This is a genomic window from Zunongwangia sp. L-65, assembly GCF_056859415.1.
Window position 1 is genome coordinate 39,251 of the sequence record NZ_JBSXOK010000050.1, and the last position, 13,068, is coordinate 52,318.

A 13,068-nucleotide genomic window follows, 5' to 3' on the forward strand; every position below is an offset into this window, starting at 1 on the left:
GTATGATTTTAAATAAAGAAACAGCAATAAAAACTGCTGAAGTATTATTGCAAATTAAAGCAATTAAATTAGAACCACAAGAGCCTTTTACATGGGCTAGCGGGTGGAAGTCTCCTATTTACTGTGACAATCGTATCGTGTTATCTTATCCTTTGATTAGAAACTTTATACGTGAAAATTTTGCTAAACAGGTGGAAGAGATTTATGGAAAACCAGATGTTATCGCTGCTGTAGCTACCGGCGCTATTGGTATTGGTATGTTGGTTGCAGAATACCTAAGTCTTCCTTTTGTATACGTAAGACCTGAGGCAAAATCTCACGGAAGAAAAAACCAAATTGAAGGAAATCTTGAACCTGGACAAACCGTTGTAGTCATCGAAGATTTAATAAGTACGGGGGGGAGCAGCTTAAACGCTGTTAAAGCATTACGAGACAGCGGCGCCAACGTAAAAGGTATGTTAGCAATATTTTCTTACGGATTTGATATTGCCAAAGAGAATATTAAAAACGCAGATCTTGATGTACATACATTAAGTAATTACGATTATTTAATCGATACCGCACAACGCACAAGTTACATTAAAGAATCTGAAGTAGAACTATTAAAAAGCTGGAGAAAAGATCCGGCAAAATGGATCCCGGAATCATGAATTTAGAAAGCCCAAAAGTAACTGCGAGTAAAAGTCAGCAGGAAATGTATAAATTCCTGACCAATGTTGAGAACTACGAGCAAATTATGCCCAATAGCAAAGAGAAGTTTGAGGTTTTATCTTCAGAAAAATTTCTTTTTCAGCTAAAGGGAATGCCAGAGATCGTTCTTAAAATTGTAAATACAGACGAACCTAATCTGGTGGTTTTAGGATCAGGTTCTGATAAATTTCCTTTTACCCTTAGCATTCATATTAATGAAGCTGATACAGGAAGTGAAGTTCAGTTTTTATTTCATGGTGAATTTAATGGGATGATGGCGATGATGGTAAAAAGTCCGTTGCAAAAATTCATCAACAATTTAAGTGAAAATATTTCGAAATTATAAATTTCGAAAATCATTAATCTCTTGGCTAGCCTACATAGTATAAATCGGGAAACCTCTTGACAATTTCGAGGTACTCTATAATAATTGTAATCTAAGTATTCTCTATTGTATAAGAAGCCATTAAAATAAAAGCTGTTTTAAAATTTGATATTTTAAAACAGCTTTTATTTTAATACATAAGTTTTACTTCTTTTAAATCGAAAGTTTTAAATACGGCATCTTCAATTTCAATATTTAAAAGCCCGTTAGTAGTCACTCCACGTATAATACCGTTAAAATATTCTCCATTTGGGTATTGAAACGCAGCAACAACGTCTTTTTTAAACATTAATGCCGCGTATTCTTCTAAAATAGAAGTTTCTTTCTCTTTAGAAAGTGCTTTTAAGCGAGCAGAAAGTTCGTCTAAGATTGCTTTTAAAATTTCATCTAAATTAAAATGATTTCCGGTTAGCAATTTTAAGGAAGAAGCCTGTTTTAAATCTCCAAAGTCATCCTGATTTACATTTAGGCCGATCCCGACAATGCTAGCAGCGATGTCAGACTTTTTCAGAATATTTTCAATTAATATACCGCCAACTTTAAAGTTTCCTGACATTATGTCGTTAGGCCATTTTACACTTAATTTAGGGATATAAAACTTACGTAGTATATTTACTACCGATAAAGAAACCACAGCACTCAATAAAAAACGATGATTAATTGTTAGTTCAACTTTAGGATAAAGTAAGCTGAATGTTAGATTTTTGCCTTCCGCTACATTCCAAACAGCACCTCTTTGCCCCTTACCTTTTGTTTGAAAACGGGCAGAAACACAAACCGGTTCGAAGCTAGAATTACCCGTGTAATACTGCTTTACGAAGTCGTTTGTAGAGGGGATGGCATCAACTTTGATTATACGCATATTAGAATAATGAAAAGATTGTCGCTAAATGTTGTGTTAAGTAGGTCTATAAAAAGCCAAAAAAACATAACTTTGCGTAAATAAATAAATTTAATGACGAAAAAAGAAACAAACAGCGATCAACTTATAGCACATATCATTAAGGGAATTGAAGACGTAAAAGGAAATGATATAGATATCCTCGATTTAAGAGCGATTGATAATACAGTTTGTGATTATTTTGTTATCTGCAACGGTACTTCTAACACTCAGGTTAACGCCATCGTTAATTCCGTTCAAAAATCCGTTAGTAAATCTTTAAAAGATAAGCCCTGGCATATCGAAGGTAGTGAGAATGCTGAATGGGTTTTAATGGACTATGTGAACGTTGTTGTTCATGTATTCCAGAAGCATATTAGAGAGTTTTACGACATCGAAAGTCTTTGGGGGGATGCTAAAATAACCTCTATCGAGACAAAGTATTAATTATTTAGAAGAAAGAAAGACCAATAATGGCGAAACAGCAATCAAATAAAAAATTAGATCCTAAAAAACCTAAGTTTAGTGCATACTGGATATATGCCCTCATCATTTTAATCTTTTTAGGAATCAACTTTTTTGGCGGAAGTGGATTTGGCGAGCCCGCTAAAATCACCCCTTCAGACTATATGAAATATCTTTCTGAAGGTGACGTCAAAAAAACCGAGGTCATTAATGAAAGGGTGGCCCGTGTTTACCTTACAAGTGAAGCGAAAGAAAAAGCCGTGCATAAAAAATCTGGTGATAGTGACTTTTTGAGTACCGGCACCTCTCCAGATTACAGTTTTAATATTGGTAGTTTGGAAAAATTTCAAACTGATGTTGAAGACATCGAAAAAGAAAACAATGTAAAGGCCAATCTAACTTTTGAAAATGAACAAAATTATTTGGGTGAAATTTTAATTACCCTCCTCCCTTTTGTGCTTATCATTGGTATTTGGATATTTATCATGAGAAAAATGAGTTCTGGTGGTGCTGGTGGCGCTGGTGGACAGATCTTCAATATTGGTAAATCTAAAGCCAAATTATTCGATCAGAATACCGATGTAAAAACTTCTTTTAAAAATGTTGCTGGTCTTGAAGGAGCAAAAGAAGAAGTTCAGGAAATAGTAGATTTCTTAAAACAACCCGAAAAATACACCAGCCTTGGTGGTAAAATTCCGAAAGGAGCTTTACTTGTAGGTCCTCCGGGAACTGGTAAAACCCTATTAGCTAAAGCTGTTGCAGGTGAAGCGAAAGTTCCTTTCTTTTCATTATCAGGATCAGATTTCGTAGAAATGTTTGTAGGAGTTGGTGCATCAAGGGTAAGAGACTTGTTTAAACAGGCTAAAGAAAAATCACCGTCGATTATTTTTATCGATGAGATCGATGCTATTGGTCGTGCCCGTGGTAAGAGCAATTTCTCTGGCTCTAACGATGAACGTGAAAATACCTTAAACCAGCTGCTTACCGAAATGGATGGTTTTGGAACGAACACCAACGTAATCGTAATTGCTGCAACCAACCGTGCAGATGTGCTGGATAAAGCCCTAATGCGTGCTGGTCGTTTTGACAGACAGATTTATGTAGATCTACCTGATCTTAATGAAAGACGGGAAATTTTTGAAGTTCATTTAAAGCCACTTAAAAAAGTAGCTGACGAACTTGATACTGAATTTCTTGCTAAACAAACTCCAGGATTCTCTGGAGCAGATATTGCCAACGTATGTAACGAAGCAGCACTTATTGCCGCTAGAAAAGGAAACAAGGCAGTTGGCAAACAGGATTTCTTAGATGCAGTAGATCGTATTGTTGGAGGTCTCGAAAAGAAAAATAAAATCATCACTCCAGATGAGAAAAAAGCCATTGCTTTTCATGAAGCTGGACACGCTACGGTAAGTTGGATGCTAGAGCATGCCGCACCCCTGGTAAAAGTAACAATCGTACCACGTGGACAATCCTTAGGAGCTGCATGGTATTTACCGGAAGAGCGTTTAATCGTTAGACCAGAACAAATGCTGGATGAAATGTGTGCTGCTCTTGGAGGACGTGCTGCCGAAAAAGTTATTTTCGATAAAATATCTACAGGAGCGCTAAGTGATCTTGAGAAAGTAACCAAACAGGCAAAAGCTATGGTTACCATTTATGGTCTTAACGATAAAGTAGGAAACTTAACCTATTACGATTCTTCTGGACAGAGTGAATATAACTTCACTAAGCCTTACAGTGAGAAAACTTCTGAGCTTATTGATAAAGAAATTTCAAATTTAATCGAAAGTCAATATCAAAGAGCAATAGCTCTTCTTACAGAAAATAAGGATAAGCTTACACAACTGGCTGAAATCTTATTAGATAAAGAAGTTATCTTTAAAGACGATTTACAAAACATCTTTGGTGAGCGTCCTTTTGCTAAAAAAGAAAGTCACCTAAGCGAGGTTAGGGAAAGCGAAGAATCAGCTCCTTCAACTTCCAATCCAAGCAATACACCTAAAGGATCAGAAAGCGAAGATTTAAAAGGTAATGCTTCTCTAGACAAATAATATTTGGACTAATGCTAAAAAATCTTAATTTACGTAATCGTTAAATTAAGATTTTTTACCTTTGGTTAAAATGATATTTCGAACCACACCCAAAACTATATGAATCTATTTAGGAGATTCTTAAACCCTAACAAGTCCAAATCAGACAAAAATCAGGAAAATATACCTGATAATGCTGATCGTGGGAAGTATATGCCTGAAGTAAAACTTCCTACAGACGAGCGTTTTATGCTTAATTTTAAAAACAATGGGGGGAAATTTTTGTATTGTGAAGATGAAGAAGAAGTACAGGAAGCATTTGATAATATTTTATTGGAAAATGACTGGTACGAAAAACAATGCTGTTGCTTTGATGAAAATCTAAAAAGTAAATTTGATAGTTTCAATCTGGATTTTAATTCTTCAGCAGGAGCCCCATTTTTTCTATCTACTTGTGAATATCTGGTAGCTAATGATGGGTCTATTTTAATTTCTAGCAACCAGATTAAAGAAAGAAAATTAAGAGAATTACCATCAGACTTTATAATTTTATCTTCTACAAGTCAACTTATTGATACCATTGGAGAAGGATTACGAGGTATAAAGTTTAAGAATAAACAGCGTATTCCATCAAACATTACAACGATTAAAAACTTTGAACCACAGAAAGAAAGTGATTTTATGAGCTACGGTAGCAGTAGTAAAAATTTATATTTACTTCTTCTGGAAGATCTTTAATATTTTATGAGGGAAGCGATTATAAGAACCGTATCAGGGCTACTTTATATTTCTATTCTAGTAGCATCTATCCTTTCCTCAGAATTAATTTTCATAGGCCTTTTTTACATTTTAGGGCTTATCTGCCTAATCGAAATGCAAAAGCTTTTACACCTTAAAAGTTATGCATTATATGTGGTACAGGCCTTACTTTTTTATCTGTTCAGTTTTCTTAAATTTGACCAAAATGCCACACTCCTTTTACTGGCGGTAACCATATTTGTAAATTTATTTCTTGTAAAAGATCTGCTTGTTATTCGTAAAATCCCGGTCTTTGAAAAGAAAAAATATATTATCATTATATTTTACCTTATTTCTTCGGTGATTTTTCTAACTCTAATTCCAACTATTGAGGGCGAATTTAAACCAAAGCTCGTTGTAGGAATTTTCGGATTAATTTGGACTAACGATACTTTTGCTTATATTATAGGTAAAAACTTTGGTAAGCGTAAATTATTTGAAAGAATTTCACCAAACAAAACTATAGAAGGATTTATAGGCGGCATAATTTTCACTGCTATCGTGAGTTATTTCATCTCGATTTATACCGATTTTTTAAGCTATAAAGACTGGATAGGTTTGGCCTTTTTTATTAGTATTTTTGGAACTTTAGGTGATCTTATCCAATCAAAATTTAAACGACAGGCAGGAGTTAAAGACAGCGGAAATCTGATGCCTGGACACGGAGGCTTGTTTGATAGACTTGATAGTATTATTTTTGCTGCCCCTTTTATATATGCTTACTTATACCTTTTAAATTATGTTTCATAAAGAAGGATACAAAATCATGGCCATTACCGCAGTTTCACTGTTGGTAATAAATATTGGATCTTACTCGTTAATTAACCAGTATTGGGTAAAGTTTGCCATCCTTTTGGCTTCCATTGTCCTTTTTATTCTTATCGTTCAATTTTTCAGAAACCCCTCAAGGCAAACCGCGCTTAATAACGATCATGTTGTTGCCCCCGTAGATGGTAAGGTAGTAGCTATAGAAGAAGTTTTGGAAAAAGAATATTTTCAGGAAAAAAAATTACAGATAAGCATTTTTATGTCTCCCCTGAATGTGCATGTAACCAGACATCCTATAGGCGGCATTGTAAAATATAGCAAATATCATCCAGGAAAATTTTTAGTTGCCTGGCATCCAAAATCGAGTGAAGAAAATGAAAGAACCACAGTTGTGGTAGAAAATGATGTAACAGGACCTATACTTTATCGTCAAATAGCAGGAGCTTTAGCGAAGCGTATTGTAAATTACGCCGAAGAGGGTAAAGAAGTGGTACAGGGAAGCGATAGCGGATTTATAAAATTTGGATCGCGTGTAGACGTATTCTTGCCCATTGGCACTCCGGTTAAAGTTTCATTAAATGAAAAAGTAAAAGGCGGAATAACCGTTATTGCTGAAGTTTAATTTTATTTTTTAGTTATGCCTGAAAAGACCAGGGAGCGCTTTTTAAAAGCCTACGAAATAGCCAGCAAAACAGACAAAAAATTCCCTCCAGATATCCTGCTGCATTTTTATTCCTATTATAAAAGAGCAACTGAACAAAATGGATTTTACATTCCTCCTTCTGAAAGTGGAGACCTTCGTAGCGCATTTAAAGTGAATGCACTGATACAGGTTAAAAACCTAAGTAGACAAGAAGCCGAAGAAAAATACATCGAACTCGTAGAGCAACACATCGGTAAAGTTCCAGAATAAAGGTTTCTATCTTTCTAAGTTCAAAGTATAAAGTTGAAGTTGAAGTTGAAAGTTGAAAGTGCTGTAATCCAATTCAGAAATCTTTGGATTTTTAAAAACCTATTAGCTTTCCGTAAAAATTTTAGCAGTTTTTAATTTTCTAAAACTCTTCATTCTATTTGATCCTTATTGTGTTTGCCTTTGTGATATTAGCTGGTTTCTTAGTGATAAACTTTGCCAAAACAATATTCTGACCTTTTTTGGACGTCGGGATTTCTTCTAAAATCAATTTCAAAATATAGGCTTTATCAAGTTTGCAAATAGCATAATCTAAATCTAATACCTCTTCATCTATTTGAACCACAATGGGATTCTCGGTATCTGTTTGCTCTAAAATAAAATCTTTTATTAGGATATATTCAGGCTGATAATCCTCTTTATAACTTATAATTATTTTACCATCAAAGTTAACATTATGAAGCTTAAAAGCTTCCTTATTTATATCAACGCTCCGGATTTCGTTAGGATTTAGTGTACGATACATCGACAGATCCCCTACAAATTCCTCTTCTATATATAAAGCTACCCGCTCTTCTTTATCTATTTCACTTAAATGGTTTACAACCTCCAATTTAGAATCTTCAGAATACTTTTTTATTGAATGGTTTAGTTCCTGGCCAAAAAGCACAGAACTTGCAAAAAAGAACAGTCCAATATTCAATAATTTCAGCATAAAAATTTTTTCCAATAAAAACAGTAAGAGTTACTGCTCGATATTCTTAATAACCTTACAGGGATTCCCTGCAGCAAAAACGTCTTCCGGAATATTTTTGGTCACGACGCTACCCGCTCCAATTACCGCACGACTGCCAATTTTTACGCCTGGACAAATCGTAACATTTCCTCCAACCCATACATCATCACCAATTTCAATAGCTTTAGAAAACTCAAGCATCGAAGCGCGTTCTTTAGCATTCAGTGGATGAGAGGCTGTGTAGATTTGCACATTGGGACCAAACATACTTCTGGAGCCAATTTTAACTTCCATACCATCTAAAATCACACAATTAAAATTAAAATAAACTCCTTTGCCCGTTTTAATATTATAACCGTAATCACAATAAAACGGGGGCTGGATGAACAATCCTTTGCCGCCTTCAGGAATCAGTTTCTTAAGAACCGACTTTAAATTTTCTGGCTGATCTTCTGGGCAATTATTGTAGTTCTTCAATAATTCCCGCGCTACTAATCGCTCGTTCGTCAGCTCTTTATCTCCGGCAAAATACAACTCTCCAGCAAGCATTTTTTCTTTCTCTGTTTTCATAGTTTCAGTATTAACTCACCTGAATTTCGACTACAAAACCTTCATGCGCTCGAACATTAAAAACAGTACCATCTTCAAATAACAAATACTGCCCTTTTACCCCTGTTAATTTCCCTTGATAAAACGGTGATTTTGTAAGATTCAAGGTCTTTATTTTTTTAGGAAATTGCTTTACTGGAAATTTAATTTCCGTTTCTTTTCGGTCCGCCAAATAGTAAGCTTTTGCTTCTTCGGGAATAAAACCTTTTAATTTTTCACGCTCTTCTTCAAGATTCAAATCCAATATATCATTGGTAAGCATTTTACGCCAGTTAGTTTTATCAGAAACATGATCTTTAAGAGCGACCTCGGTAATCCCCGCTAGATAGCGGTTAGGCAGTTCAGCAATCTCTATGGCTTCGTGTGCACCCTGATCGATCCATCTGGTAGGTACCTGCGTTTTGCGCGTCACCCCTACTTTCACGTTACTAGAATTCGCTAAATATACGATGTGAGGTTGTAATTGTACACTTTTCTCAAATTCCAGATCACGATCTTCCTGATCTAAATGTGCCTTACTTAATTCGGGTTTCATAATCCAATCCCCTGCCTGCGGAATCGAACTAAAACAATCATAACAATAGCCCTGACGAAAAATCTTCTTTTGCTGTCCACAATTTAAACATTGAAAACGCAAAAAATTAAGACTGATCGTTTTATCTAAAAGCTGATTAAGATTTAAAAAATCGTTTTCAAAATCAAGATAATACTCAACCTGATCAAGCAGTTCGGTTTTCATTTTGGTAAGTACTCCTTCGTATCTCATAGCTTTTTCGTATATTTTTAACTGATGCCTTTTTGCAGGCTTCAAAGTTTCGATTATTTTTAACCAACCAACCAAAAAGCTCTGCCAAGAGTTGATAAATATATAATAAATAAATGCCAATTCCATTAGTAAATTCCATTGCTTCCTGGTTCTTAAAGAAGCGTATCCATCAGATGGAATTATTCATAAAATATCCTAACGAGGTACAGGAAGAATTATTAAAAGGACTTATTAATAAAGCCAGAAATACTGAAATTGGCAGAAAATATAACTTTTCTGAAATAAAAAATTATCGGGATTTTGCCACTCGCGTACCCGTTCATTGCTATGAGAATTATTACGAGGCTATCGAAAGAAGTCGGCAGGGTGAAACCAATATCTTTTGGCCCACCCCTATAAAATGGTTTGCAAAGTCTAGTGGAACCACCAATGCCAAAAGTAAGTTTATCCCTGTGAGTGAAGATTCGCTGGAAGATTGCCATTATGCTGCTGGTAAAGACTTACTTTGCATATACTTAAACAATAATCCGGGCTCACAATTATTTACAGGAAAGAGTCTTCGTCTTGGAGGAAGTAAGGAAATTTACAAAGAAAATGGCACCAGCTTTGGCGATCTGTCTGCCATCCTAATCGATAATATGCCTTTTTGGGCTGAATTTAGCAGTACTCCCAGTAACGAGGTATCCTTAATGCACGATTGGGAAACCAAGATGGGAGCTATTGTTAGAGAAACCATACAGGAAAATGTCACCAGCCTTGCCGGAGTACCTTCCTGGATGTTGGTCTTATTAAATAATGTATTAGAACATACCGGTAAAGAAAGTATTTTTGAAATTTGGAGAAATATCGAAGTATATTTTCATGGCGGGGTAAGTTTTGATCCTTATGCGGTACAATATCAAAAAATACTGCCCAATGAGGATTTTAGATATTATGAAATTTATAATGCTTCGGAAGGTTTTTTTGCCTGCCAGGATCTAAACGACCATAAGGAAATGCTCTTGATGCTGGACTACGGGATTTTTTATGAATTTATACCGATGGATAGCTACGGAAGTGAAGCCGAAAAACTGATTCCTTTATCTGAAGTTGAAATTGGTAAAAATTACGCCATCGTTATTACCACCAATGCAGGCTTATGGCGTTATAAAGTGGGCGATACCGTAAGATTTACTTCTATCAGTCCGTACCGCATTAAAGTTTCAGGAAGGACCAAACACCATATCAATGTATTTGGGGAAGAATTAATCGTTGAAAATGCTGAAGCGGCACTTAAAAAAGCATCACTAACCAACAATTGCGAAATTGTAGATTATACCGCTGCGCCTGTTTTTATGGAAGGTAAAGAAAAAGGAGCACACGAATGGATTATTGAATTTAAGCATCCGCCAAAATCGATGGAAGAATTTAACGCCGATCTAGATTTAGCCTTACAACAGGTAAACAGCGATTATGAAGCAAAACGTTATTTGAATATGACACTTAACGCTCCTAAAATTCATATTGCCAGAGAGAAATTATTTCATGATTGGTTAAAAAAGAACGGAAAACTTGGTGGCCAGCACAAAATTCCAAGATTATCCAATTCCCGGGACTATGTCGAGGAATTGCTGGGGATGATGTAGTCGATTTATTTAAAACTTTTGCGCTAATCAATTTCCGCCATTTCGAGCGAGGGGCGAGTCGAGAAATCTATTTAGGTCGTATCGAGATTTCTCCATTTCGCTACGCTTCAGTCGAAATGACGAAAGGGTTGAAAGTTATTTCAAAATTCTTAATCGCTATTTGAATATGAAATCTAGAAACCTTATTACCACTATTTAAAAACAAATACCCAAAAACCGGCATTCTGAAAATCAAAATACCGGTTGGGTTTATATAAAATAGATGTCAATCGAAATCTTTGGTGATTTTTTCAACCACCGCGATAGTTTTATCCAGATCTTCGTAACTTAAGGCATCACTAATAAACCAGGTTTCAAATGCGCTCGGTGCGATATAAATTCCGTTTTCTAGCATTCTGTGAAAAAATGTGTTGAACTTTCCACTTCTGGCAGCTTCCGCAGAAGAAGCAAAATCAGTTACCGGATCTTCAGAAAAATGCACGGAGATCATTGAACCAACTCGGTTTATCGTATGCTTTACACCATTTGCCTTCAAGACTTTCTCCATTCCTTCATGAAGATATTCGGTTTTTTTATCAATACTATTAAATATTTCAGGATTCTCAGACAACTCGATTAACATTGCTAATCCGGCAGCCATTGCTAAAGGATTTCCGCTTAAGGTTCCGGCCTGATATACCGGTCCAACCGGCGCCAGGTAATCCATAATTTCATTTCTGGCAGCAAAAGCCCCCACCGGTAAACCACCACCGATAACCTTTCCAAAACATACAATATCGGCATGGATTCCTAATCGCTCCTGTACGCCTCCAGCGGCCAATCTAAACCCACTCATTACCTCATCAAAAATCAGTAATATCCCGGTTTCATCACATAATTGTCGCAGGCCTTCCAAAAATCCTGATGCCGGAGGAATACATCCCATATTTCCTGGCACAGGTTCTACGATAATACAGGCTATTTCATCCTTATTTTGATCTACGATCTGTTTTACCCCATTAAGATCATTATAGGCCGCAAGCAAGGTATCCTTGGCAGTTCCCTGGGTCACTCCCGGGCTATTTGGTGTTCCAAAAGTCATAGCTCCACTCCCCGCCTGAATTAAAAACGAGTCGCTATGCCCATGATAACATCCCGCAAACTTGATGATCTTTTCCTTTCCCGTAAATCCTCTGGCCAATCGTACCGCACTCATACATGCTTCGGTTCCTGAGTTTACCATTCTAATCTTATCGATATTTGGCACCATCTTCACGGCTAACTCGGCAATTTTGGTTTCAATTTCTGTTGGAGTTCCAAAAGAGGTTCCTTTTTGGGCTCTGTCGATTACCGCATCCACTACCGGCTTATGGGCATGACCAAGAATCATTGGCCCCCAGGAATTAATATAATCGATGAGTTTATTTCCATCTTCATCATAAATATAAGCTCCTTCTGCTCTTTCAATAAAAACAGGATCTCCGCCTACGGCTTTAAAAGCTCTTACCGGTGAGTTTACACCTCCGGGAATCACTTTTTTAGCTTCAGCAAATAAGGCACTACTTCTTTGATAAATCATATCTCATATTTTTATCGTCTTTCTTTTACTAATAAGGTTTGACCAATATCAATATTGGTCCCGTTTAAATTATTTAATCGCTTAATTTCTTCAACAGATGTATTATAGCGTTTTGAAATAGAATACAACGTATCTCCTTTCTTTACGATGTAACTATCGCCTTTAGCTTCAAAAGTAGTGGTATAACTTGGTGAAGGACGCTCTAAAACATCGGCATCGTAGCGATACAGTTCGTAACGTTCAATAAGCTCTATCAATTTTTGTGGATATCGGCGATCTGTAGCATAACCGGCCTGGCGTAATCCTTTAGCCCATCCTTTGTAATCATCTTGATCCAAATCAAAAAGTCCGGCATAACGCCGACGTTCAGCTAAAAACAAGGAGTGATCCCTAAAAGAATATTTTGGATGTTTATATTTTCTAAAACATTCCTGATTACGATCGTCATCATGATAGATTTTTTCTCCCTGCCAGTCGTGACACTTAATTCCAAAATGATTATTAGCCTGCTGTGCTAACCTTCCTTTTCCAGAACCCGATTCCAAAATCCCCTGTGCTAAAGTGATACTTGCCGGCACTCTGTATAATCTCATTTCGTGTTGAGCAACTGGTGCATAATCTGCAATATAATTTTCTACTGTAAAATCATAGGTTCTAACTGGCATCGTTTCAGCGTCTACCACTTCAGCCGGAGTTTCACTATTTCTATTTGCCTGATTGCGGTTATTGATCACCGCTTCGTTTCTATCTTTTCGGCTTTTACGTGTGGTTACCTTTTTTTTACTTCCACAGGAAGCCATAAAAAGTGCAAAAACGATCAATATTAAATAAGGCTTTAACCTCAT

General features: G+C 36.2%; 15 protein-coding genes. 9 read left to right on the plus strand and 6 right to left on the minus strand.

Going from position 1 to position 13,068, the window contains the following annotated elements:
- Positions 1 to 2: 2 nt before the first annotated feature.
- Both pyrE and AC13DP_RS07165 read left to right on the plus strand, forming a co-directional pair.
- Positions 3 to 650 (plus strand): orotate phosphoribosyltransferase, encoded by a 648-nt coding sequence (gene pyrE, locus AC13DP_RS07160; RefSeq protein ID WP_013070314.1) that lies wholly within the window; start codon positions 3 to 5, stop codon positions 648 to 650.
- Positions 647 to 1,036 carry an SRPBCC domain-containing protein gene (locus AC13DP_RS07165; protein WP_347407080.1) on the plus strand — a complete coding sequence of 130 codons (390 nt, stop codon included), beginning with the start codon at positions 647 to 649 and terminating at the stop codon, positions 1,034 to 1,036. Before pyrE ends, AC13DP_RS07165 begins: the two co-directional genes overlap by 4 nt.
- A 169-nt stretch (positions 1,037 to 1,205) precedes the next feature.
- Here the strand turns inward: AC13DP_RS07165 and AC13DP_RS07170 are convergent, their stop codons facing one another.
- Complete coding sequence (locus AC13DP_RS07170) at positions 1,206 to 1,937, minus strand: biotin--[acetyl-CoA-carboxylase] ligase (RefSeq protein WP_347407079.1); 732 nt, start codon at positions 1,935 to 1,937, stop codon at positions 1,206 to 1,208.
- Positions 1,938 to 2,030: 93 nt separating this feature from the next.
- Between AC13DP_RS07170 and rsfS the strand changes: the two genes are divergently transcribed.
- The 6 genes from rsfS to AC13DP_RS07200 all read left to right on the plus strand — a co-directional run bounded on the left by rsfS (position 2,031) and on the right by AC13DP_RS07200 (position 6,932).
- Positions 2,031 to 2,402, plus strand: a complete 372-nt coding sequence (gene rsfS, locus AC13DP_RS07175; RefSeq protein WP_013070311.1) for a ribosome silencing factor — start codon at positions 2,031 to 2,033, stop codon at positions 2,400 to 2,402.
- 26 nt (positions 2,403 to 2,428) lie between these two features.
- Positions 2,429 to 4,474 carry an ATP-dependent zinc metalloprotease FtsH gene (gene ftsH, locus AC13DP_RS07180; RefSeq protein WP_483067475.1) on the plus strand — a complete coding sequence of 682 codons (2,046 nt, stop codon included), beginning with the start codon at positions 2,429 to 2,431 and terminating at the stop codon, positions 4,472 to 4,474.
- Positions 4,475 to 4,573: 99 nt separating this feature from the next.
- On the plus strand, positions 4,574 to 5,191 hold the full coding sequence (locus AC13DP_RS07185; RefSeq protein WP_013070309.1) for an LUD domain-containing protein: 618 nt from the start codon (positions 4,574 to 4,576) through the stop codon (positions 5,189 to 5,191).
- Positions 5,192 to 5,197: 6 nt separating this feature from the next.
- Positions 5,198 to 6,001 carry a phosphatidate cytidylyltransferase gene (locus tag AC13DP_RS07190; protein ID WP_013070308.1) on the plus strand — a complete coding sequence of 268 codons (804 nt, stop codon included), beginning with the start codon at positions 5,198 to 5,200 and terminating at the stop codon, positions 5,999 to 6,001.
- A complete protein-coding gene (locus AC13DP_RS07195) occupies positions 5,991 to 6,641 on the plus strand; it encodes a phosphatidylserine decarboxylase family protein (protein WP_483067476.1) in 651 nt (216 codons plus the stop codon). Before AC13DP_RS07190 ends, AC13DP_RS07195 begins: the two co-directional genes overlap by 11 nt.
- Positions 6,642 to 6,656: 15 nt before the next feature.
- Positions 6,657 to 6,932 (plus strand): acyl-CoA-binding protein, encoded by a 276-nt coding sequence (locus AC13DP_RS07200; protein ID WP_013070306.1) that lies wholly within the window; start codon positions 6,657 to 6,659, stop codon positions 6,930 to 6,932.
- A gap of 154 nt (positions 6,933 to 7,086) precedes the next feature.
- On the opposite strand, the gene AC13DP_RS07205 is transcribed toward AC13DP_RS07200, so the two are convergent.
- The 3 genes from AC13DP_RS07205 to AC13DP_RS07215 are packed head-to-tail and all read right to left on the minus strand — an operon-like array spanning position 7,087 to position 9,040.
- Positions 7,087 to 7,644: a hypothetical protein gene (locus AC13DP_RS07205; protein ID WP_339810652.1), complete on the minus strand. Its 558-nt coding sequence runs from the start codon at positions 7,642 to 7,644 to the stop codon at positions 7,087 to 7,089.
- Between the two features lie 30 nt (positions 7,645 to 7,674).
- The gene (locus AC13DP_RS07210) at positions 7,675 to 8,235 is read right to left on the minus strand and encodes a sugar O-acetyltransferase (RefSeq protein WP_347407076.1); all 561 of its coding nucleotides are present in this window, start codon (positions 8,233 to 8,235) and stop codon (positions 7,675 to 7,677) included.
- A gap of 10 nt (positions 8,236 to 8,245) precedes the next feature.
- Positions 8,246 to 9,040: a DUF2797 domain-containing protein gene (locus AC13DP_RS07215; protein WP_041579595.1), complete on the minus strand. Its 795-nt coding sequence runs from the start codon at positions 9,038 to 9,040 to the stop codon at positions 8,246 to 8,248.
- A 113-nt stretch (positions 9,041 to 9,153) separates the two neighbouring features.
- On the opposite strand from AC13DP_RS07215, the gene AC13DP_RS07220 reads away from it, so the two are divergent.
- Positions 9,154 to 10,665, plus strand: a complete 1,512-nt coding sequence (locus tag AC13DP_RS07220; protein WP_013070301.1) for a GH3 auxin-responsive promoter family protein — start codon at positions 9,154 to 9,156, stop codon at positions 10,663 to 10,665.
- A gap of 265 nt (positions 10,666 to 10,930) precedes the next feature.
- On the opposite strand, the gene hemL is transcribed toward AC13DP_RS07220, so the two are convergent.
- Together hemL and AC13DP_RS07230 are read right to left on the minus strand one after the other, a co-directional pair.
- Positions 10,931 to 12,223, minus strand: a complete 1,293-nt coding sequence (hemL, locus tag AC13DP_RS07225) for a glutamate-1-semialdehyde 2,1-aminomutase (protein ID WP_013070299.1) — start codon at positions 12,221 to 12,223, stop codon at positions 10,931 to 10,933.
- Positions 12,224 to 12,234: 11 nt separating this feature from the next.
- The gene (locus tag AC13DP_RS07230; RefSeq protein WP_483067477.1) at positions 12,235 to 13,068 is read right to left on the minus strand and encodes a glucosaminidase domain-containing protein; all 834 of its coding nucleotides are present in this window, start codon (positions 13,066 to 13,068) and stop codon (positions 12,235 to 12,237) included.

Bases quoted from the DNA above. Each gene is read 5' to 3' on its own strand.
- hemL (WP_013070299.1), bottom strand. From the start codon at position 12,223: ATGATTTATCAAAGAAGTAGTGCCTTATTTGCTGAAGCTAAAAAAGTG.
- AC13DP_RS07190 (WP_013070308.1), top strand. From the start codon at position 5,198: ATGAGGGAAGCGATTATAAGAACCGTATCAGGGCTACTTTATATTTCT.
- AC13DP_RS07195 (WP_483067476.1), top strand. From the start codon at position 5,991: ATGTTTCATAAAGAAGGATACAAAATCATGGCCATTACCGCAGTTTCA.
- AC13DP_RS07200 (WP_013070306.1), top strand. From the start codon at position 6,657: ATGCCTGAAAAGACCAGGGAGCGCTTTTTAAAAGCCTACGAAATAGCC.
- AC13DP_RS07215 (WP_041579595.1), bottom strand. From the start codon at position 9,040: ATGAGATACGAAGGAGTACTTACCAAAATGAAAACCGAACTGCTTGAT.
- AC13DP_RS07230 (WP_483067477.1), bottom strand. From the start codon at position 13,068: ATGAGGTTAAAGCCTTATTTAATATTGATCGTTTTTGCACTTTTTATG.
- ftsH (WP_483067475.1), top strand. From the start codon at position 2,429: ATGGCGAAACAGCAATCAAATAAAAAATTAGATCCTAAAAAACCTAAG.
- pyrE (WP_013070314.1), top strand. From the start codon at position 3: ATGATTTTAAATAAAGAAACAGCAATAAAAACTGCTGAAGTATTATTG.
- AC13DP_RS07165 (WP_347407080.1), top strand. From the start codon at position 647: ATGAATTTAGAAAGCCCAAAAGTAACTGCGAGTAAAAGTCAGCAGGAA.
- AC13DP_RS07210 (WP_347407076.1), bottom strand. From the start codon at position 8,235: ATGAAAACAGAGAAAGAAAAAATGCTTGCTGGAGAGTTGTATTTTGCC.
- AC13DP_RS07205 (WP_339810652.1), bottom strand. From the start codon at position 7,644: ATGCTGAAATTATTGAATATTGGACTGTTCTTTTTTGCAAGTTCTGTG.
- AC13DP_RS07170 (WP_347407079.1), bottom strand. From the start codon at position 1,937: ATGCGTATAATCAAAGTTGATGCCATCCCCTCTACAAACGACTTCGTA.
- rsfS (WP_013070311.1), top strand. From the start codon at position 2,031: ATGACGAAAAAAGAAACAAACAGCGATCAACTTATAGCACATATCATT.
- AC13DP_RS07185 (WP_013070309.1), top strand. From the start codon at position 4,574: ATGAATCTATTTAGGAGATTCTTAAACCCTAACAAGTCCAAATCAGAC.
- AC13DP_RS07220 (WP_013070301.1), top strand. From the start codon at position 9,154: ATGCCAATTCCATTAGTAAATTCCATTGCTTCCTGGTTCTTAAAGAAG.